General features: G+C 58.3%; 23 protein-coding genes. 18 read left to right on the forward strand and 5 right to left on the reverse strand.

Features of this window, described 5'->3' with window-relative positions:
• Positions 1 to 71 precede the first annotated feature (71 nt).
• The 15 genes from folK (at position 72) to recO (ending at position 11,062) form a co-directional block, all read left to right on the forward strand.
• The gene (folK, locus tag AC2D8V_RS18845; RefSeq protein WP_484735136.1) at positions 72 to 680 is read left to right on the forward strand and encodes a 2-amino-4-hydroxy-6-hydroxymethyldihydropteridine diphosphokinase; all 609 of its coding nucleotides are present in this window, start codon (positions 72 to 74) and stop codon (positions 678 to 680) included.
• Between the two features lie 74 nt (positions 681 to 754).
• Positions 755 to 1,108, forward strand: coding sequence for a DNA-directed RNA polymerase subunit omega (gene rpoZ, locus AC2D8V_RS18850; RefSeq protein WP_484735137.1), 354 nt, complete (start codon positions 755 to 757; stop codon positions 1,106 to 1,108).
• 31 nt (positions 1,109 to 1,139) lie between these two features.
• Positions 1,140 to 3,296, forward strand: a complete 2,157-nt coding sequence (locus tag AC2D8V_RS18855; RefSeq protein ID WP_484735138.1) for a RelA/SpoT family protein — start codon at positions 1,140 to 1,142, stop codon at positions 3,294 to 3,296.
• 84 nt (positions 3,297 to 3,380) lie between these two features.
• On the forward strand, positions 3,381 to 4,055 hold the full coding sequence (locus AC2D8V_RS18860; protein ID WP_484735139.1) for a DUF2062 domain-containing protein: 675 nt from the start codon (positions 3,381 to 3,383) through the stop codon (positions 4,053 to 4,055).
• Between the two features lie 24 nt (positions 4,056 to 4,079).
• A complete protein-coding gene (locus AC2D8V_RS18865; RefSeq protein WP_484735140.1) occupies positions 4,080 to 4,832 on the forward strand; it encodes a pyridoxine 5'-phosphate synthase in 753 nt (250 codons plus the stop codon).
• 99 nt (positions 4,833 to 4,931) lie between these two features.
• Positions 4,932 to 5,330, forward strand: a complete 399-nt coding sequence (locus AC2D8V_RS18870) for a hypothetical protein (RefSeq protein ID WP_484735141.1) — start codon at positions 4,932 to 4,934, stop codon at positions 5,328 to 5,330.
• A gap of 118 nt (positions 5,331 to 5,448) precedes the next feature.
• Positions 5,449 to 5,877 carry an ABZJ_00895 family protein gene (locus tag AC2D8V_RS18875; protein WP_484735142.1) on the forward strand — a complete coding sequence of 143 codons (429 nt, stop codon included), beginning with the start codon at positions 5,449 to 5,451 and terminating at the stop codon, positions 5,875 to 5,877.
• Between the two features lie 81 nt (positions 5,878 to 5,958).
• Positions 5,959 to 6,393 (forward strand): ABZJ_00895 family protein, encoded by a 435-nt coding sequence (locus AC2D8V_RS18880; RefSeq protein WP_484735143.1) that lies wholly within the window; start codon positions 5,959 to 5,961, stop codon positions 6,391 to 6,393.
• Between the two features lie 26 nt (positions 6,394 to 6,419).
• Positions 6,420 to 7,046, forward strand: coding sequence for a LysE family translocator (locus tag AC2D8V_RS18885; RefSeq protein WP_484735144.1), 627 nt, complete (start codon positions 6,420 to 6,422; stop codon positions 7,044 to 7,046).
• A complete protein-coding gene (acpS, locus tag AC2D8V_RS18890; RefSeq protein ID WP_484735145.1) occupies positions 7,043 to 7,447 on the forward strand; it encodes a holo-ACP synthase in 405 nt (134 codons plus the stop codon). Before AC2D8V_RS18885 ends, acpS begins: the two co-directional genes overlap by 4 nt.
• Before the next feature lie 105 nt (positions 7,448 to 7,552).
• Positions 7,553 to 8,392 (forward strand): signal peptidase I, encoded by an 840-nt coding sequence (lepB, locus tag AC2D8V_RS18895; RefSeq protein ID WP_484735146.1) that lies wholly within the window; start codon positions 7,553 to 7,555, stop codon positions 8,390 to 8,392.
• Positions 8,389 to 9,078 carry a ribonuclease III gene (gene rnc, locus AC2D8V_RS18900; RefSeq protein ID WP_484735147.1) on the forward strand — a complete coding sequence of 230 codons (690 nt, stop codon included), beginning with the start codon at positions 8,389 to 8,391 and terminating at the stop codon, positions 9,076 to 9,078. Before lepB ends, rnc begins: the two co-directional genes overlap by 4 nt.
• The gene (gene era / locus AC2D8V_RS18905; protein WP_484735148.1) at positions 9,075 to 9,983 is read left to right on the forward strand and encodes a GTPase Era; all 909 of its coding nucleotides are present in this window, start codon (positions 9,075 to 9,077) and stop codon (positions 9,981 to 9,983) included. The genes rnc and era overlap by 4 nt, the downstream gene beginning before the upstream one ends.
• Before the next feature lie 24 nt (positions 9,984 to 10,007).
• Entirely contained in the window at positions 10,008 to 10,337 is a 330-nt protein-coding gene (locus AC2D8V_RS18910; protein WP_484735149.1) for a DUF1491 family protein, read from the forward strand.
• Positions 10,337 to 11,062: a DNA repair protein RecO gene (recO, locus tag AC2D8V_RS18915; protein WP_484735184.1), complete on the forward strand. Its 726-nt coding sequence runs from the start codon at positions 10,337 to 10,339 to the stop codon at positions 11,060 to 11,062. The genes AC2D8V_RS18910 and recO overlap by 1 nt, the downstream gene beginning before the upstream one ends.
• Here recO and AC2D8V_RS18920 read toward each other — a convergent pair.
• From AC2D8V_RS18920 to AC2D8V_RS18935, 4 genes are all read right to left on the reverse strand, one after another.
• Complete coding sequence (locus AC2D8V_RS18920) at positions 11,046 to 11,429, reverse strand: META domain-containing protein (RefSeq protein WP_484735150.1); 384 nt, start codon at positions 11,427 to 11,429, stop codon at positions 11,046 to 11,048. The genes recO and AC2D8V_RS18920 overlap by 17 nt on opposite strands.
• Positions 11,426 to 11,947 carry a TetR/AcrR family transcriptional regulator gene (locus AC2D8V_RS18925; protein WP_484735151.1) on the reverse strand — a complete coding sequence of 174 codons (522 nt, stop codon included), beginning with the start codon at positions 11,945 to 11,947 and terminating at the stop codon, positions 11,426 to 11,428. The genes AC2D8V_RS18920 and AC2D8V_RS18925 overlap by 4 nt, the downstream gene beginning before the upstream one ends.
• Before the next feature lie 136 nt (positions 11,948 to 12,083).
• The gene (locus AC2D8V_RS18930) at positions 12,084 to 13,766 is read right to left on the reverse strand and encodes an acyl-CoA dehydrogenase family protein (RefSeq protein WP_484735152.1); all 1,683 of its coding nucleotides are present in this window, start codon (positions 13,764 to 13,766) and stop codon (positions 12,084 to 12,086) included.
• Positions 13,767 to 13,984: 218 nt separating this feature from the next.
• Positions 13,985 to 14,350, reverse strand: a complete 366-nt coding sequence (locus tag AC2D8V_RS18935) for a helix-turn-helix domain-containing protein (protein WP_484735153.1) — start codon at positions 14,348 to 14,350, stop codon at positions 13,985 to 13,987.
• Positions 14,351 to 14,504: 154 nt separating this feature from the next.
• Here AC2D8V_RS18935 and AC2D8V_RS18940 point away from each other — a divergent pair, with 154 nt between their 5' ends.
• Positions 14,505 to 15,461 carry a helix-turn-helix domain-containing protein gene (locus AC2D8V_RS18940; protein ID WP_484735154.1) on the forward strand — a complete coding sequence of 319 codons (957 nt, stop codon included), beginning with the start codon at positions 14,505 to 14,507 and terminating at the stop codon, positions 15,459 to 15,461.
• A 36-nt stretch (positions 15,462 to 15,497) separates the two neighbouring features.
• Positions 15,498 to 16,214, forward strand: a complete 717-nt coding sequence (locus AC2D8V_RS18945) for a hypothetical protein (RefSeq protein ID WP_484735155.1) — start codon at positions 15,498 to 15,500, stop codon at positions 16,212 to 16,214.
• Between the two features lie 58 nt (positions 16,215 to 16,272).
• Here the strand turns inward: AC2D8V_RS18945 and AC2D8V_RS18950 are convergent, their stop codons facing one another.
• A complete protein-coding gene (locus tag AC2D8V_RS18950; RefSeq protein WP_484735156.1) occupies positions 16,273 to 17,871 on the reverse strand; it encodes a phosphoenolpyruvate carboxykinase in 1,599 nt (532 codons plus the stop codon).
• A 359-nt stretch (positions 17,872 to 18,230) separates the two neighbouring features.
• Between AC2D8V_RS18950 and AC2D8V_RS18955 the strand changes: the two genes are divergently transcribed.
• On the forward strand, positions 18,231 to 18,932 hold the full coding sequence (locus AC2D8V_RS18955) for a response regulator transcription factor (protein ID WP_484735157.1): 702 nt from the start codon (positions 18,231 to 18,233) through the stop codon (positions 18,930 to 18,932).
• Positions 18,933 to 18,960: the final 28 nt, after the last annotated feature.

The raw sequence follows: 18,960 nt of genomic DNA on the forward strand, positions 1-18,960 counted from the left end.
TGGTGGTCATAGGTAATGCCAGATAAATTGTTCAGCATCCCGACGCGCACCTAAAATAAGGATAATTAAACTTGTCGCAAGGCACCGAAACCCGAAAAACAAGCGGAAAGCTGCCACAAATCCGATCACTTGCTCTGGTTGCCGTAGGGTCAAATATGCCTTTTTGTCATATTTCCGTTGCGGAAACGGTCGAAAATGCGATCGGCGAGATACCGCGCGACGTTTGTGTGATTCGCGGTGTTAGCCACTTTTATAACACGGCTGCCTTTCCTGCGGGCTCGGGTCCCGACTTCGTGAATGCCGCTCTTGCGGTGGAAACGTCTCTGACGCCTGCGGCGTTTCTGGCGATGCTACATGATATAGAGGTGCAGTTCGGGCGCGTTCGCTCACAACGATGGGGACCAAGAACGCTGGACCTCGACCTGATTGGTTTTGACGACTGTATCCTGCCGGATCGCGCGACATACGACGCTTGGGCCGGTCTGGAGGCGTCAGAGCAGCAAAAACGCGCGCCCGAACAACTGATCCTTCCGCATCCACGTCTGGCAGAGCGCGCATTTGTTTTGGTCCCCCTGTGTGATGTGGCACCGGACTGGGTGCACCCTGTCTCAAAGCGATCGGTCAGGCAGATGTACGAAGGGCTTGATGACCGCGATCTCGCCGAAGTCACAAGGCTGTAATATCTGCTTGTAAATCGGGGCATATGGGCCTAAATACGCGGCTTCTGACCCCATTTCAGCTGATGGAGCATCTCATGGCCCGCGTAACTGTAGAAGACTGCGTTGATAAAGTCCCAAACCGGTTTGAACTGGTAATGCTGGCCGCGCACCGTGCACGCGAGATTTCCACTGGTGCCGCGATCACGGTAAACCGGGACAACGACAAGAACCCTGTCGTTTCCCTGCGCGAGATCGCTGACGAAACGCAAAGCGCGGACGACCTGCGCGAGCGTCTGATCGAAAGCAACCAGAACCAGATCGAAGTGGACGAGCCGGAAGAGGACGCAATGGCGTTGCTCATGGGGGCCGAACAGGACAAGCCCGAAGAGGACACAATGTCCGAAGAGATGCTGCTGCGGCAGCTGATGGCGGCGCAAGGGCAGGGCTGACCGGCCCACCCGCAGCCCAAAGGCGGACGGCATGAAAGACGGTGACCACCTAGAAATTTCAGCCGACGACCTGATTTCGCTGGTAACGAGATATAATCCAAAAACAAACGAAGCGCTGATCCGCGAAGCCTATGATTTCGGCCGCGACATGCACGAGGGTCAGCGCCGGCACTCCGGCGAGCTTTACTTCAATCACCCCGTCGCGGTTGCGGCCATTCTGACGGAACAGCAACTGGATGATGCCACCATCATCACAGCGCTTTTGCACGATACGATCGAAGACACCAAAGCCTCCTATACTGAGGTGGCCCGGCGTTTTGGCGATGAGGTCGCAGAGCTGGTTGACGGCGTGACCAAGCTGACGAACCTTCAACTGAATTCGACGGAAACCAAACAGGCCGAGAACTTCCGCAAGCTGTTTATGGCAATGTCCAAGGATTTGCGGGTTATTCTGGTCAAGCTGAGTGACCGTTTGCATAACATGCGCACCATCAAGGCCATGCGTCCTGAAAAGCAGGCGCAAAAGGCGCGCGAGACAATGGATATCTTCGCGCCACTCGCGGGGCGCATGGGCATGCAGTGGATGCGTGAAGAGCTGGAGGATCTGGCCTTTCGCGTGCTGAACCCTGAAGGGCGCGCCTCGATCATTCGTCGCTTTATCAACCTGCAACGCGAGGCGGGCGACGTCATCCAGCGCATCACGGGTGACATGCGGCTGGAGCTGGACAAGGCAGGTGTCGAGGCGGATGTTTTCGGCCGCGCGAAAAAGCCCTATTCGATCTGGCGCAAGATGCAGGAGAAAGAGCAAACCTTTTCGCGCCTGTCGGACATCTACGGCTTTCGCATCCTGACCGATAATGAAGAGGATTGCTATCGCGCGCTGGGCGCCATTCACCAGCGGTGGCGTGCCGTGCCGGGACGTTTCAAGGATTACATCAGCCAGCCCAAATCAAACGGGTACCGGTCAATCCATACGACCGTATCGGGCCGCGACGGCAAGCGGGTCGAGGTGCAAATCCGCACCAAGCAGATGCATGACGTGGCCGAAACCGGTGTGGCCGCGCACTGGAGCTATCGCGACGGTGTTCGCTCGCAAAACCCTTTTGCAGTGGATCCGGCAAAGTGGATCACCACACTCACCGAACAATTCGACGCCGAAGAAGACCACGAAGACTTTCTCGAAGCGGTCAAGCTCGAGATGTATTCCGATCAGGTGTTTTGCTTTACGCCCAAAGGCGAGGTGGTAAAGCTGCCGCGCGGGGCCACACCGATAGATTTTGCCTTTGCAATTCACACCCGGATCGGCTCAGCCTGCGTGGGTGCCAAAGTAGACCATATGCGCGTGCCGCTGTGGACAAGGCTCAAGAATGGCCAGTCCGTAGAGATCATCACCGCCGAAGGACAAAGCCCGCAGGCGACGTGGCTGGACATCGCCGTGACCGGCAAGGCGCGCGCCGCCGTACGCCGTGCGCTTCGCGAGGAAGACAAGGCCCGCTACGTCAAACTGGGGCGCGAGCTTGCGCGCTCCGCGTTTGAGCAGGTCGGCCGCAAATCGACCGACAAGGCCCTGTCGACTGCCGCCAAGACGCTGCGTTTCAAAGATCGCGAAGATCTGTTGGCGCGGCTTGGCAGCGCCGAGATCACAGGCCGAGAGGTGGTGCAGGCAGTCTATCCGTCGCTGTCCCAGAAAAAGGGCGAAAAGGTTGATGCCAAACGCGCGGTGATTGGCCTGTCTCCGGGCCAGTCTTTTGACCGTGCGTTTTGCTGCCAGCCTCTGCCCGGAGAGCGGATTGTCGGGATCACGTTCAAAGGGCGCGGCGTTGTGGTGCACGCCATTGATTGCGACAGGTTGAGCGCTTATGAGGATCAGCCCGACCGCTGGCTTGATCTGCATTGGCATGACGGTTCACACGCAGCGGTCTACGGGGCGACGCTCGAGGTCACGCTGACCAACGATGCGGGTACCCTGGGGCGAATTTGCACATTGATTGGCGAGACCCGCGCGAATATCTCGGACTTGCAATTTGTTGACCGGAAACCTGACTTTTACCGATTGTTGATCTATGTGGAGCTACGCGACGTCGCGCATTTGCATTCCCTTATGCTCTCTCTCGAAGCAGAGGGAGATGTGGCTGCCATTTCGCGGTACCGAAATATGTCGCAACCGGCAACGGAAACTCCCGCCTGATGACAAGTCAAAGACATCAGGTCGTCACAATTTTGGGGTGAAAAGGCACAGGCCGACCTCAACAAGGACAGATTAGGACAAGACGTGGTTTTCAAACGCAGAGATCCCAAAAGCTGGCCGCGCGCCTTCTTGGAATTTTTGTGGCCCCGTGGCGGGTGGACCCGCGCTTTTCACTACGTAAAGCACCGGATGCGGCGGCTGCCCGACAGCCCCGAACGTATTGCCCGCGGGATTTTCGCGGGAGTCTTTGCGGCCTTTACGCCGTTTTACGGGTTCCACTTCTTTATCGCGGCCGGACTGGCGTTCATCATGCGCGGCAATATTATCGCTTCGTTGATGGCGACGTTCTTTGGCAACCCGCTGACATACGTGCCAATCGGCGTGGCGTCTTTGCAGACCGGATACTGGCTGCTTGGCGGGCGGATGGACGAGGGCGTGCATCGGTCTTTCGGGGGCAAGTTCCTGGATGCCGGTGCAGACCTCAAGGACAACTTCCTCGCCATTTTCACCGATGCAACGGCGGATTGGCACCGCTTGTCCGTTTTTTATGACGAGATTTTCTTCCCCTACATGGTCGGTGGTATCCTTCCGGGGATTTTCTTTGGCGCACTTTGCTACTATCTTTCTGTTCCGGTGATCCGTGTTTATCAGAAGCGGCGCAAAGGCATGATCAAAGCGAAGTTCGAAGCGATCAAAGCCAAAGCAGCCGCCAAAGCGGAAGCAAAACGCAAAATGGATCACCCATCTGCCGGGGAATGACCTGAACGACCAGAAGGGGGTCTTATGTCTAATCAGGGAAAATTGCGCCTCGGCGTAAACATTGACCATGTCGCAACTGTCCGGAATGCCCGTGGGGGCGCCTATCCTGATCCGTTGCGCGCCGCCAAAATCGCCGAAGAGGCCGGAGCGGACGGCATCACCGCACATCTGCGCGAAGATCGCAGGCACATTTCGGACGAGGACATCGACGGGCTGATGGATGTTCTCTCGGTACCACTCAATTTTGAGATGGCCGCCACCGACGAGATGCAAAAAATCGCGCTGCGCCACAAGCCACACGCGGTCTGTATCGTGCCGGAAAAACGCGAAGAACGGACAACCGAAGGCGGGCTGGAAGTGGCGCGCGAGGAAAACCGGCTGGCACATTTTATCGCACCGCTCAGGGATGCCGGGTGTCGCGTGTCGATTTTCATTGCCGCTGACCGGCGCCAGATCGAGGCGGCACACCGCATTGGTGCACAGGTTATTGAACTGCACACCGGGGCGTATTGCGACGCGCACTCCGAAGGGGATGTCGAGACACGCGACCGCGAACTCGATGCATTACGCGAAATGTCGAGTTTTGCGCATTCACTGGGGCTTGAGGTCCACGCGGGTCATGGTCTGACCTATGACACCGTGCAGCCGGTCGCTGCCTTTCCCGAAGTGATGGAGCTCAACATCGGGCATTTCCTGATCGGCGAGTCGATCTTTCGAGGTCTGCATCCGGCAATCTCCGAAATGCGGCGTTTGATGGATCAGGCGCGCGACGCGTAACCCGGCCATAGTTCTGGCAGAATTGCAGTGTATCTCGGGCGGCACGATGTCTGCCCGAGGGTTCCGATGCTCTATTGCCCAAGAAGATTTGTGCTCAACATGTTGGGGATCACCGCGCTTGCGGTGATTGCCGCGAGCCTGTTGCAGGTCATGCTCGGGCTCGAGCGGTTGATCCTGTCATTCGCGCTGTTGGCACCTGCTGCGGCGGGTGCGCTGGAAGGCGCCAATGCAGCGCGTGCGCTGGGACGGCCGCCGCTGGGGCAGGACATGTGGCGCGCCGCCTACGAACTTGCATCTCTTTACGCCCACATTTTCTTTGTTGTGGTCATCACGCTGGTCGTCGCATTCATTGATGCCGAAACGCCTGACTTTCTCTCCGTGCCGGGTTTGCTTGGCATGTTCATCTTTGTCACCAGCTTTATGGGTATCATGACGCTGGGTGTGCGGTTTGGTTACTGGTTCGGCGCGCAGCACGCCAGCAAGGGGTTGCGGACCTGAACCGCGTCTGCGCCGCGCAGGAACAGTCTGTTTCGACGCTTTTCAGCGTCAGGCCCAAATCTTGTCGCATTTGCCCGTCATCACCTGCCCAGATTCAATTCAAATTGAGAGCGTCTTGATGCTTTTCCATCCCGCCCGGTTCTGCCTGTCGTATATCGGGGTATCGGTACTCCTGCTGATCTTCTCACTGGTCGTCATGGTCTTCTTCGGACTTGACGCGCCCGGTGGCGCTGCTGCTGTCGTGCCACTTGCCGCTGCCATGATGGAAGGACAGCGGTTTGGCGTGACCGCGCGGGTCCGGCCCGCGTCGGGGACCATGTGGCGCGCCGCAGCAAAGATGACCGGTTTGGCATTGCTGATATCTCTAACCTACGGTGTGGTTTTGATGAAGGTATTCCCGTTAGAGTTGCGCCCCCTGATGCGCTTGCCAGCTGACGTCTGGTTATGGGCCGCAGTCTTTGCGGTGGCCTTTCACCTTGTGGCGCTGCGTTTGGGGTACTCACTGGGAATCCGGGCTGCCCTAAGGTCGATTGGTTCGCCGCCATGACCCCTGCCATCCCACTTGCCACATTTTTGCCTTTATGCGCCTTTAGGTTGTATAAGGGTCGCATTTTTTGAGGATTCGACCATGCTTTTTCGTGGTTTTTGGTTTTGCCTGAATTTCATTTTTGCTTTTCTCGCCACTTTCGTGGCCATTCTAATCGTGCAGGTGACCACCGGGCTTAAGGCCGGGCCATCTGTTTTGGTGATAATGCCGCTGGTTATTTCATCAATGATCGAGGGTCAGGTCTTTGGCCGCCGGTATCATACCCGCCCCTCCAGCCACCTGTGCTGGGTCGCCAGCCTGCGGATGACTGCGATTGTCGTGCTGATCACCGTGGCCATTCTGATCCCGCGTCTGCTTATGGATCAAGACGGCATGGCGCGTCTGTCGTCGATTGAGCCTTCGGGGCGTGCCGCGGTATTTCTTCTGTTGGTGACGATCGCATGGGGCATTTTGCGATTGGGCTACTCGATCGGGCTTGCATCAGAGTTGAAAGGGCAGCACCTTCCGGACAAGTAACGTCGTTGCCCGCCAAGGAACTCCCGATGCCAGAGCTAGACCTTTTACTGCCGCTACCTGCCCTGATGCTGGGCTGGATGATTGCCGGTGGCAGTCCGGGGCCTGCGACGCTTGCGATTTCCGGCACGTCGATGGGGCAGGGGCGGATCGCCGGGCTGGCAGTCGCCAGCGGTATTCTCGCCGGTTCTGCAAGCTGGGGGATCGCCGCGGCTTTGGGGTTTTCAGCGATCATGGTGACCAACGCGTGGCTGTTTGAGGTGCTGCGCTATCTTGGCGCAGCTTATCTGATGTATCTGGCGCTGCGCTCGTTGCGGTCGGCTTGGCGCGGCACCCCGCCCCCTGCCGTCGCGGCACCACGCGCGCGCCTGTTCGTCAGAGGTGCGCTGATCCACCTGACCAATCCAAAGGCTATTCTGTCGTGGGGAGCGATTTACGCGATCGCTTTGCCGACAGGAGCCGGTGCCGCTGCTGTCTGGAGCCTGTTTGCGCTGCTGTTTTCCGGATCGATCGTTGTCTTTTACGGCTATGCGCTGTTGTTTTCGTCCGCGCCTGTCGCGCGCGGTTACGTGCGAGCAAAACGCGCTTTTGACACGTGCTTTGGGCTTCTCTTTGGTCTTGCAAGCCTGAAAATCCTGACGGCGCGGTTGGCATGATCCTTGGCGTCGGCACTGATTTGGCGAATATTGACCGGATCGCGGGCACGCTTGAGCGTTTCGGTGACCGGTTTCGCAACCGCGTATTTACCGAAACCGAGCAGCGCAAAGCAGAGCGGCGCAGGGATACGGCGGGCACATATGCCAAGCGGTGGGCGGCGAAAGAGGCTTGCTCCAAGGCGCTGGGCACAGGCCTTGCCATGGGCATTGCATGGAAAGACATGTCCGTGAGCAACTTGTCGACGGGGCAACCCGTGATGCATGTCACCGGTTGGGCGCGTGAAAGGCTGGATGCGATGACGCCCGCGGGGCACGAAGCCATCATCCACGTCACCCTGACGGACGATCACCCATGGGCCCAAGCCTTTGTCGTGATCGAAGCGCGGCCGATCCCGGTTTAGGTCGGTGCAACGGCCGCCATCACCGAAGCTTGCGCGGCGCGTGCTTGACTATACCGCCCGGCGCGCTCATTACGGCGCAAACCATATCTTTGGAGCACCCCACCTGTGGCTGAAAAGAAAGAAAAATCCGGAAACGCCTTTGTCGAAACGGTAAAGACAGTGGTCTATGCGCTGTTGATCGCCGGTGTTTTCCGCACGCTGTTCTTCCAGCCGTTCTGGATTCCGTCCGGGTCGATGAAAGAGACGCTGCTGGTCGGTGACTTTCTCTTCGTCAACAAGATGGCGTATGGCTATTCCTATGCCTCCTGTCCCAGCATCATCCTGCCTCGGTTCGGGGTAAATATCGACGCAAAGGACATCTGCGGCTTTATTGACGGGGACAACACGCGAATTCTCGGCGGCGAGCCTGAACGCGGCGATGTGATTGTCTTCCGTCACCCGGTTTCGGGGCGTGATTACATCAAGCGGGTCGTGGGCATGCCCGGTGACACCGTCCAGATGCGCGATGGCATTCTCTATCTCAACGGCGATGAGGTGCCTCAGGAGCCTGCGGGCACCTTTTCCGAAGTGATGGAGCCGCAAGGCCCCGAACGCCGCAGACCACGGTGCATGAACGGGCCTGTGGGCGATGGCGGAGAATGCCTCAAGGCGCGCTCCATCGAAACGCTGCCGGGCGGGCGCAAACATATCGTGCTCGACATCTCGCCTCAGGCCTCGGATCGCACCGGCATCTACACAGTTCCTGCGGGTCACTACTTCTTCATCGGCGACAACCGTGACAACTCCGCCGACAGCCGCCTTGCACAACAGGTGCAGGGGGTGGGCTTTGTACCGTATGAAAACCTCATCGGACGCGCCGACCGGATCATGTTCAGTTCGGCTGGTCGGTCCATGCTGTTCTTCTGGACATGGCGCGGCGATCGTTTCTTCAAGAGGATCGAGTGAAGCTCTCGGCGGAACTCAAGGCTTTTCAGGTCCGGCTGGGCCATGAGTTCGCGCGCCCGGAGCTTCTGTCGCAGGCTGTGACCCATGCTTCTATGTCGTCTGCCAACCGCGACGACAATCAGCGAATGGAATTTCTGGGCGACCGCGTGCTTGGGCTGGTCATGGCCGAGGCGCTGCTCGCGCTTGATGGCAAGGCGACCGAAGGCCAGCTTGCCCCCCGCTTCAATGCCCTCGTGCGTAAGGAAACCTGCGCCGATGTGGCGCGTGAGATCGAATTGGGTACGGTTCTGCGTCTGGGACGTTCCGAGATGCTGTCAGGCGGGCGGCGCAAGCAGGCCTTGCTGGGCGATGCGATAGAAGCGGTCATCGCGGCGGTCTACCTTGATGCGGGCTTTGACACCGCAAAGGCACTGATCCTTCGGCTCTGGGGCGCGCGGCTGCATAATGTCGAAAAAGATGCGCGTGACGCCAAAACCGCACTGCAAGAGTGGGCGCAAGCGCGCAAACTTGCGCCGCCCCGGTATGTCGAGGTTGCGCGGACGGGGCCGGATCATGCGCCGGAATTCACCATCTCGGCACAACTGGAAAATGGCGCGTCCGAAGATGCACGTGCAGGTTCGAAACGGCAGGCGGAACAGGCAGCCGCACAGGCGCTGCTCGACCGTCTGGAAGGAGAAGTGTCATGAGCACCCGCGCAGGATTTGTCGCCCTGATCGGCGAGCCGAATGCAGGCAAGTCGACCCTGCTCAACCGCATGGTCGGGGCCAAGGTGTCGATTGTAACGCATAAGGTTCAGACCACCCGCGCACGTATCCGTGGCGTGGCCATGGAAGGCGAGGCACAGATCGTGTTCGTCGATACGCCGGGGCTTTTTCAACCGCGTCGCAGGCTTGATCGCGCGATGGTTGCCGCCGCGTGGGGTGGCGCGGCAGACGCTGACGTGATTGTGCTGATGGTCGAGGCGCATCGCGGCGTGACCGAAGGGGTAGAACGGATCTTGGAAGGGCTGGCCGATATCGGCCAAGGCCGTACGGTTGCTCTCGCTCTGAACAAGATCGACCGGGTGCAGGCCGAAGCGCTTCTGGGTCTCAGCAAGGATCTCAATGAACGCTACGAATTCGCCGAGACCTTCATGATCTCGGCAGAGCGCGGCCACGGGGTGGACGCACTGCGGCACTGGCTCGCCGGCGCGCTGCCCGAGGGACCGTGGCTTTACCCGGAGGATCAGATTGCTGATCTGCCGATGCGCATGATCGCTGCGGAAATGACCCGTGAAAAGCTGACCTTGCGGCTGCATCAGGAACTGCCTTACCAGCTGACCGTCGAAACAGAGAGCTGGGAAGAGCGCAAAGACGGCTCCGCCCGGATCGAGCAACTGATCTACGTGGTTCGGGACGGGCACAAGGGGATTGTGCTGGGTCACAAGGGCGAAACGATCAAAGCGGTGTCCAAGGCTGCGCGCGAAGAGCTGGAGGAGTTTCTGGGGCGCCGCGTGCACTTGTTTCTTCAGGTCAAGGTGCGCCCGAACTGGCTGGACGAGGCCGAGCGCTACTCGGAAATGGGGCTGGAGTTCAAGGATGGCAACCTGTGACGGCGCGCATCAGGGGGTAGTGACATGCCCCGTCTGACGGCGCGCTTTTGGGTTGACGCCTATCTCGCCCGACTGCGGCTGCATGATATCCCGGCCTTTGTTGTGTCGCATGGGGACGACACCGCAGGTTCGGTCATGGTGAAATTGAACATGCTCAACGGGCAGGCGCGCGTCTTTCAACGCAGCTATGATCTGCTGGAGGACCGGACTTCGTGGGAAATGACCCAAGAGGATGCCGAGCCTAAGGTGGATGCAAGCATTTCGCGCACCCGCTCGCGCGATCCTGACGTCTGGGTCATTGAGGTCGAGGACCGCGCCGGGCGGCATCTGCTGGATACACCGGGGCTGGCATGATCGAGTGGCGCGACCAGGGCATTTTGCTGAGTAGCAGGCGCCACGGCGAAACCTCGGCCATCATCGAAGTCTTTACGCCGTCGCACGGTCGGCATGCGGGCGTTGTCCGCGGGGGAGCCAGCCGCAAGATTGCGCCGGTCCTGCAACCGGGCGCACAACTGGACGTGCTGTGGCGCGCCCGGCTCGAAGACCACATCGGCAGCTTTCAGGTGGAACCGGTGCGCAGTCGCGCAGCCTTGGCGATGAGCGACAGGCTGGCTCTGGCCGGGTTGAACGCTGTCACGGCGCTGCTGGCCTTTAGCCTGCCAGAGCGCGAACCGCACGAACAGCTTTATGCCCGCTCGGAACAGCTTCTTGATCTGCTGGGGCATATGGAGGTCTGGCCGCTGGCTTACCTGAGGTGGGAAGTACAGTTGCTGCACGAGATGGGGTATGCGCTTGAAGTTGACCGCTGCGCGGTGACCGGCGGTACGGATGGCTTGATTTACGTGTCGCCCAAATCGGGCCGCGCCGTGTCGCGCGATGCCGCCGGCGCGTGGGCGGATCGTCTGCTTCCTTTGCCGCCGATCCTGCGCGGCGTGGGAGAAGGCCCCGATCACGAGATCGCGCAGGCGTTTCAGACCACGGGCTATTTCCTGCAAGAGCATCTGGCGCGCGATCTGGGCAACACGCCGTTGCCTGAGGCGCGCGCGCGGCTGATCGACGCTTTTACCCGGCGGATTTGAAAACCATCGTACTGCCGCCCGGTTCTGAAAGGGTCAGGGTGCCGCCCGAAAACTCGGACGTCGTCATCTGAGACAGCCTGAACAGATATTCGACCTCCAGCGCACCCTTTGTGCAGGCCTGCCGCGTTACGGTGATCGGGCCGGGGTCAAAGCGCGGCGTGCGCGCCTCCATGGCTGCGCGATACTGGTTGCACGGCGCCATGCCCGCAATTTCTCCGCTGTCCTGAAAGCTCAACGTGGCGCGGGCAGGAAAGGCTTTGCCATCGATTTCGGAAATGACCCATGTGGTTGGGGCCTGCCCGGGCACAACATCGCAGGCCGCACATAGAAATGCGGCTCCCAAGGCGATGCGTAAGGCAGGCTTCACTGCAGTGCCAACACGACATCAACCATCGTGTCAAAGGACTTGCGTGCGCCCGCCTTACCGCTGAGGTTTGGCAGACCGATCAACGCGCCAAGACAACTGCGGGCAAAGTCCTCGTTGGTCAGTCCGAGATGCCGCATCAAGTTCGACATGTATTTCAGACGCTCGGCATCGACCTGCGCAATCGCCTTCGCAACCGATTTGTCACAGGTTGCCCAAGCGCGGAATGCGGGATCGTATTTGCTTTCGAGGGTTTTCTTACCGAATCGTCTCAGCCTGTCCTCGGCCGTTCCCTCATCCGCCAGCGCCGCGACCACTTCGGCAAAGGCAAGCGACTGCCAGTGTTTGACAACTGCCGCCTGAAATTCTGGTACATCTTTGAAATGCCAGTAGAATGAGCCCTTGGTCGTGTTCAGTTCCCGCGCCAAAGGCTCCGCCGCAAGCGCCGACGGCCCCTTGCTCAAAAGGGCAGTAAGACCGGCTTCGATCCACGATTGGCGAGAGAGGCGTTGGCGTTTCATGCCTCTAGGCATATTCAGGACGCGGAAATGCTGCAAGCGCGAAGGTGTCGCATGGCGCCATTTTGCGTCTGCAGCATTACTTTTGCCGAAACTTGCGCCCGATGCGCCCGCCAAGGGCACGCAAAAGCGCGCAGCGTCAGCCCAGAATGCGGCGGGCGATGACCTGTGCCTGAATTTCTGCGGCACCCTCGAAAATGTTGAGGATGCGGGCGTCACAAAGAACGCGGCTGATCTTGTATTCCAACGCAAAGCCGTTGCCGCCGTGGATTTGCAGCCCGTTGTCCGCGGCAGCCCATGCCACGCGCGCGCCGAGCAGCTTGGCCATACCGGCCTCTACGTCACACCGGCGCCCTTCGTCTTTTTCGAAAGCCGAGAAATAGGTGAGTTGCCGGGCGACCATGATCTCTACAGCCATCATTGCCAGTTTGTTCGACACACGCGGGAAGGCGATCAGCGATTTGCCAAATTGCTTTCGGTCTTGCGCATATTGCATCGAGATATCCAACGCTGATTGCGCGACGCCGACTGCCCGCGCAGCGGTCTGAATACGGGCAGACTCAAAGGTCTCCATCAACTGCTTGAAGCCTTTGCCTTCCTCGCCGCCGAGAAGGTTTTCCCCTTTGACGTGGAAGTTGTCAAAGCCGAGCTCGTACTCTTTCATCCCGCGGTACCCAAGCACCTCGATCTCGCCGCCGGTCATCCCGTCGGTCGGGAAGGGGTTGGCGTCGTCACCGGGAGTTTTTTCGGCCAGAAACATGGACAGCCCGCGATAGTCGGTGCTGTCGGGATCAGTACGGGCCAGCAGGGTCATGACATGGGTCCGCGAGGCGTGGGTGATCCACGTTTTGTTGCCCGTGATGCGATAGTCATCGCCATCCTTGACCGCACGCGTGCGCAGACTGCCAAGATCAGATCCGGTGTTCGGCTCTGTAAAGACAGCCGTCGGCAGTGTCTCGGCGGACGCCAGCTGCGGCAACCACTTTTCTTTTTGAGCGTCGGTGCCACCCGCGATGATCAGTTCGGCCGCGATCTCTGAACGGGTGCCGAGCGAGCCCACGCCGATATACCCGCGCGAAAGCTCTTCTGACACCACACACATGGATGCCTTGCTCAATCCGAACCCACCGTATTCTTCTGGAATGGTCAGGCCGAAAACACCCATTTCCGCAAGCTCTTCGATCACTTCCAGCGGGATCAATTCGTCGTTCAAATGCCAGTCGTGGGCGAACGGCTCGACCTTTTCGACGGCATAACGACGGAACTGCTCGCGGATCATTTCCAGTTCTTCATCAAGACCCGAATTGCCGACCGTGATATTCGCCGCCTGTTCCTGCATCAGTTCAACCAGACGGGTGCGTGCCGCCTGCGTGTTGGCTGCTTGCGACAAAGTCAGGATCGCCGGGTTCATCATCACCTGAAAATCGGCAGGCGTCAGCCCGAGGTCCTGCAACCGAACCATTTCGGCCTGATTCATCTGTATGCCGCCGTTGATCTGCCAGAGGTATTCGCCAAAGGCGATCTGGTGGATCAGCTGTTCGATCTCGCCCAGTTTTCCGTCAACGTTCAGCGCCTCCGCCCATTTCTGCATTTGGGCCAACGATTGCACGTAGGTTGCCAGCCATGCCAGCCCGTGAGCAGCGGTCTGATGTTCTTCGATCAACCGGCCCGATACGCGACCATCTTCACTGACCAGATCGCGTACGCGCGTCTTGGCCGTTTCCAGAATGGCCTGCACCGGTTCAAGGGCGGCAGCAGTCTGCGAAAGCAGGTCAGGCAGTACCGGCGAGTGAAGTGTCATGTCTTGTCCATCATGTGCCATCGGGTCATCCTTTTTCGGTTGACCGTTATCTAGGTCTTTCGCAGGTGCAGCGCAACAAAAATACGAAAATAATACAATCTTTGATGTTTAATTACGCGCGGTCACAGCTCATTCGTGCAGCGCAGCATGGCAAAAAATGAAAAACCTGCGACACTCGGCAGCGCGCAGGCTTCAATAAAGCGGAATGATCGCATCCGCCCGAAATTGTTTTTCCCGGTTCAGGCGCCGTTCTGACGTGCCACCGTGACCCCGGAGACGTCTTCGATAAACGTCACGATACGTGACTTGATAGTGTCATCGTTGATTGCAGCAAGTGCCGTTACGATTTCCATGCTGGCGTCGCGCTTGCCATCTTCGCCTTCGCCAGCGTCCAGGCCGTCGAAGAAATAAGAGGTTGGCACGTCAAGGATTCTCGACAGTTCGTACAGGCGGCTGGCGGCGATCCGGTTTGATCCGATCTCGTATTTCTGAATCTGCTGGAAAGACAAATCCAGTTCGCGCGCGACGTCGGTTTGAGACAGTCGGCGGATTGTTCTGATCTGTTTAAGCTTGCGGCCTACGTGAACATCTACGGGATGGGACATAACTGTTTAACACCTCTCTTTTATGACTATTCACTCATCGCGGGAATCGGGTGTTCGTTCAATTGACTACCTTTTGTTATTTTTTGACTAAAAATGTACGCGCGATGGGTGAAAGATGTTGCATTAATGGGTGATTGATTTACCATCTGGGCTGATGAACAAGGCGATGGACGCATACGAGCAGGACGCAGAACCCGCGCCAGCTGCCCAGAAACTGCCCGAATCGCACGGGCTGTTATACGAGATGATTCGCTCGTTCACGACGCTTGCGCGCACCCTGAACCTCAGTCACGCGGTCAAAGAATTAGGCAGTACACGCCAAACTGTGCGGCGACATATTGCCCAGCTTGAGCAGGCAAGGGGGGTCGAACTCTTTACTGTGATCGACCGTCAGTACCGTCTCACCGACGCCGGGCGGCGGGCCCTTCCGGAGGCACAGGAAATCCTGTTGCGTGGTCGGTCGTGGTTGTTGGGGCATGTCAGCCACAAAGAGGGCATGCAATGTGTGCATGCCGACCTTCCAGAAGGGCGTTCCTTTTGGTTGCAGCAACAACCGATGGGCGAGTTGTGGCGCAGCGATCGCCCACTTCTGCGTGAATGTTTCCGCGCCTGGTCAATGGCCGGCGGTGCGCTCGAAAGTGAGGCGATGGCGCATGTTCGCCCTTATTTTATGGTGTATCGCGACTCTCCGAACGGTTGGATCTGTGTCGAAATCGGCGACGACTCTTCGTATGTTTCGTGGTTTGGCTGGGCAAATGCGCGCTCCAGCATCGGGCGAAACCTCGATGGATTGCCCGGCGGCGACGAGTTCGCTCACCTCATGATTGAGCCGTTTGACGACGCTTCGGTGCATCAGAATACGCGTCTGGATCACATCTCCCTTCAACTACAGCGGGAAGAAAATGGTCCTTACATTCCGCTAAGTTACCGGCGTTTGCTGCTCTCGGGGCGCTTTCCAGATGGCACTTTTGCGCTGATTTCGGTGCTCGACAGATGCTACGATATTTTCATCGATGGATTGAGCGCCGAGGAAGTGCGCAAAATGCCAGCGGATCTTGTGATGGATTCCCACCCTGTTGATCTAATGTATGAGCAACCGACGCGGGAATAGACTATTATAGGCGTATCCTAACTTTTGGAGACGCCAATGACTATTCACCACCAGACCGCCGACGACTACCTGTTCGCCACCAGCCTCGAACAGCTGCGCAGCCTTGGCATAAGCCTGCGCACGGGCAGCGATTTTGAGGAATACCGCGCCATTCTGGCCGAAGCGCGGCCCGATCACGACCTCGGGGTGCCCTTTGAACCGACCCGACACGCGCTGACCGAAGCCAACGCATATTGGATGGTCGGCTATGACGAAAACGGCGACATCATGCACACGCAAGCGCTCAAAAAGCTGTCGCTTGGCCAGTTGCATCTCGGGGATTACCTGAACAAAAATCTGAGGTCTTTTGAACCGTCTCAGATGGAGATTGATTACAGCCGCACGATCTACCGACCGGGCCCGGGCGCACAGCGCATGAAAGGCGAGATCGCCTATCACGGAGAGTTCTGGGTCGGGGGCACGCCGGGGCAGTTCCGCGGTACCGGCCTGTCGACCCTGCTGGGCCGTCACGCCTTTCTTACCGCGATGATCCGGTGGCAGCCGGACTTCTTCTTTGGCTTCATGTCAAAGCCGCTGGTGTTCAAAGGCTTTGCCGCCCGCTTTGGGTACATGCACATCGACCCCGGGGCCATCCGTTACGTGCTGAAGGACACGGGCGAAGGGTTCGAGGGCATCATGGGGTACATGTCGCATGACGACATCCGCTACATGCTTGACATGGCCAGCTTTAATCAGGTCCAGCGCGCGGCCTGATCTTCTTCTGCGGGTCCGCGCGTCTGGTGGGCGCGGTCCCGCAGGATGATATTGCCGGTCAGCTGATCGCGGCCCGGCGCACGTCGTCGTCGATAAACGGCAGGTACTGTTCAAAGTTGTCCGAGAACATCTTGACCAGTTTGGCGGCCTGCTTGTCGTACTCTTCGGGATTGTCCCAAGTCCGCCGTGGATCAAGCAGGATATTCGGTACACCTTTAACGTCGACCGGAACGGCAAAGCCAAAGTTGGGATCCTTGCGGAATTCCGCATCAGCCAGAGAGCCGTCCAGCGCAGCCGTAAGCAGGCCCCGTGTCGCCTTGATAGGCATCCGGCTACCTGTGCCATAGGCACCACCCGTCCAACCAGTGTTGACCAGCCAGCAGGTTGCGCCATGAGCGGCGATCTTTTCGCGCAGCAGGTTGCCGTAGGCCTCAGGGCGCCGAGGCATAAACGGTGCGCCAAAGCAGGTAGAGAATGTCGGCTCAGGCTCTGTCACACCCCGTTCGGTGCCCGCCACCTTCGACGTAAAGCCAGACAGAAAGTGATACATCGCCTGCGCAGGGGTCAGACGTGAAATCGGGGGCAGCACACCAAAGGCATCGCAGGTCAGCATGATGATGTTTTTGGGGTGTCCGCCGCGGGCGGAGGCCGATGCATTCGAGATATAGTGCAGCGGGTAGGCGCAGCGCATGTTGGCGGTCAGGCTGTCGTCTTCGAAATCCAGTTCCTTGGTCTCGGGATCGTAGACCATGTTTTCGATCACCGTGCCGAACTTCTCTGTCGTGGCATATATTTCCGGTTCTGCATCGGGGTTCAGGCTGATGGTCTTGGCATAGCAGCCGCCTTCGAAATTGAAGGTTCCGGTGTCAGACCAGCCGTGCTCGTCGTCACCGATGAGGGTCCGCGCGGGGTCTGCCGACAGCGTGGTTTTGCCGGTGCCGGACAGGCCAAAGAAAACGGCGGTATCGACAGGATTGCCATTCGCGTGGTTGGCCGAACAGTGCATTGGCATGACGCCCTTTTCCGGCAGCAGGTAGTTCAGCAGCGTGAACACCGACTTTTTGTTTTCGCCGGCATACTCGGTTCCGCCAATCAGGATCAGCTTTTTGTCGAAGTTCATGGCGATGACGGTTTCGGACCGGCAGCCATGTTTTTTGGGCTCGGCCTGAAAGCTCGGACAGTTGATGACGGTGAAATCCGCGATGAAATCATCGAGGTCCTCGCGGTCGGGGCGGCGCAGCATATGTCTGATAAACAGCCCGTGCCACGCCAGTTCGGTCACCATGCGTACGTTGATCGCGTGCTTGGGGTCGGCACCGCCAACGAGGTCCTGCACGAAATAGTCGCGCCCCTCCATGTGTTTGAGCATATCGGCGTGCAACTGGTCGAAACCTTCAGGCGACATCTCGGCGTTGTTTTCCCACCAGATGTGCTCGGCCACGCTGGGCGTTTTGACCACATGCTTGTCTTTGGGCGATCGGCCGGTGAATTTGCCGGTGGTCACCAGAAAGGCGCCGCCCTTGCCAAGGTTCCCTTCTTGTCGTGCAAGCGCGTATTGGATCAGGTCGGGTTCGATGAGGTTGTAATAGACGGTACCAAGGCCTTTGATCCCTTGATCTTCAAGCCGAAAGTCCGGGTTTACCCGCCCATGTGTCATCCGTTTTCTCCTGTTTGCCGCGGTTGATCGCGGGGGATCACAATAGATTTTCGCGTGCAAGGCGCGCGCTGTGAGCGGGTCTTAACATGACGTTTTAGGCAGTGAACAGGACGGTTTTGGACGTTAGCGCCACCATCTTCATCTTTGTGCCCCGAAGCGCTGCTGGGGCGGAAATCACGGTTAATGATGTCTTATTCGGGGCATCAATGTGCGGCAATTTAGCCATTCGTAACCAAATTATGACCCAATTTCATGGGACTAATGTGCTGATTCGCACTTAACGATTGATTCGGGTGGGGTAAAAGTGGTCAATACCCCAAAAAAAGTCTGAGAAACGAGCAGTACAAGGAAACAGGCAGATGTCTAAAATCGCACTTGTAGACGACGACAGGAACATCCTGACGTCGGTGTCTATGACACTAGAGGCGGAAGGGTTTGAGGTAGAAACGTTTAATGACGGGCAAGCGGCCCTCGATGCGTTTAACAAGAAATTGCCGGATATGGCCGTGTTGGACATTAAGATGCCCCGCATGGATGGCATGGATCTGTTGCAGCGTCTGCGGCAGAAAACCGCGATGCCAGTGATCTTTTTGACGTCCAAGGACGACGAGATCGACGAGGTTCTGGGCCTGCGTATGGGCGCGGACGACTATGTTAAGAAACCGTTTTCGCAGCGTTTGCTCGTGGAACGCATCCGCGCGCTGCTGCGCCGGCAGGATGCTGTCGCCGGCGATGTCGTTGCAGAAACAGAAGAAACCAAGGTGATGGAACGCGGCGATCTTCGCATGGATCCGCTGCGTCACGCGGTCAGCTGGAAGGGACGGGACGTGTCTCTGACCGTGACCGAATTCCTGCTGTTGCAGGCGCTCGCGCAGCGACCCGGTTTCGTGAAATCACGTGATCAGTTGATGGACGTGGCCTACGACGATCAGGTTTACGTGGACGATCGTACCATCGACAGCCACATCAAACGTCTGCGCAAAAAGATGCGTACGGCGGATGATGAGTTCTCCGCGATTGAGACCCTCTACGGTATCGGCTACAGATACAACGAAGAGTAAACCAGACCATGGCGCTGGCGGAGAGGAA

Source organism: Roseobacter sp. YIN89 (assembly GCF_057219365.1).

Coding starts and splice junctions, on each gene's coding strand:
- rpoZ (WP_484735137.1), top strand. CDS start 755: ATGGCCCGCGTAACTGTAGAAGACTGCGTTGATAAAGTCCCAAACCGG.
- AC2D8V_RS18855 (WP_484735138.1), top strand. CDS start 1,140: ATGAAAGACGGTGACCACCTAGAAATTTCAGCCGACGACCTGATTTCG.
- AC2D8V_RS18865 (WP_484735140.1), top strand. CDS start 4,080: ATGTCTAATCAGGGAAAATTGCGCCTCGGCGTAAACATTGACCATGTC.
- AC2D8V_RS18870 (WP_484735141.1), top strand. CDS start 4,932: ATGTTGGGGATCACCGCGCTTGCGGTGATTGCCGCGAGCCTGTTGCAG.
- AC2D8V_RS18875 (WP_484735142.1), top strand. CDS start 5,449: ATGCTTTTCCATCCCGCCCGGTTCTGCCTGTCGTATATCGGGGTATCG.
- AC2D8V_RS18880 (WP_484735143.1), top strand. CDS start 5,959: ATGCTTTTTCGTGGTTTTTGGTTTTGCCTGAATTTCATTTTTGCTTTT.
- AC2D8V_RS18885 (WP_484735144.1), top strand. CDS start 6,420: ATGCCAGAGCTAGACCTTTTACTGCCGCTACCTGCCCTGATGCTGGGC.
- acpS (WP_484735145.1), top strand. CDS start 7,043: ATGATCCTTGGCGTCGGCACTGATTTGGCGAATATTGACCGGATCGCG.
- era (WP_484735148.1), top strand. CDS start 9,075: ATGAGCACCCGCGCAGGATTTGTCGCCCTGATCGGCGAGCCGAATGCA.
- AC2D8V_RS18910 (WP_484735149.1), top strand. CDS start 10,008: ATGCCCCGTCTGACGGCGCGCTTTTGGGTTGACGCCTATCTCGCCCGA.
- AC2D8V_RS18925 (WP_484735151.1), bottom strand. CDS start 11,947: ATGAAACGCCAACGCCTCTCTCGCCAATCGTGGATCGAAGCCGGTCTT.
- AC2D8V_RS18930 (WP_484735152.1), bottom strand. CDS start 13,766: ATGGCACATGATGGACAAGACATGACACTTCACTCGCCGGTACTGCCT.
- AC2D8V_RS18935 (WP_484735153.1), bottom strand. CDS start 14,350: ATGTCCCATCCCGTAGATGTTCACGTAGGCCGCAAGCTTAAACAGATC.
- AC2D8V_RS18940 (WP_484735154.1), top strand. CDS start 14,505: ATGAACAAGGCGATGGACGCATACGAGCAGGACGCAGAACCCGCGCCA.
- AC2D8V_RS18945 (WP_484735155.1), top strand. CDS start 15,498: ATGACTATTCACCACCAGACCGCCGACGACTACCTGTTCGCCACCAGC.
- AC2D8V_RS18950 (WP_484735156.1), bottom strand. CDS start 17,871: ATGACACATGGGCGGGTAAACCCGGACTTTCGGCTTGAAGATCAAGGG.
- AC2D8V_RS18955 (WP_484735157.1), top strand. CDS start 18,231: ATGTCTAAAATCGCACTTGTAGACGACGACAGGAACATCCTGACGTCG.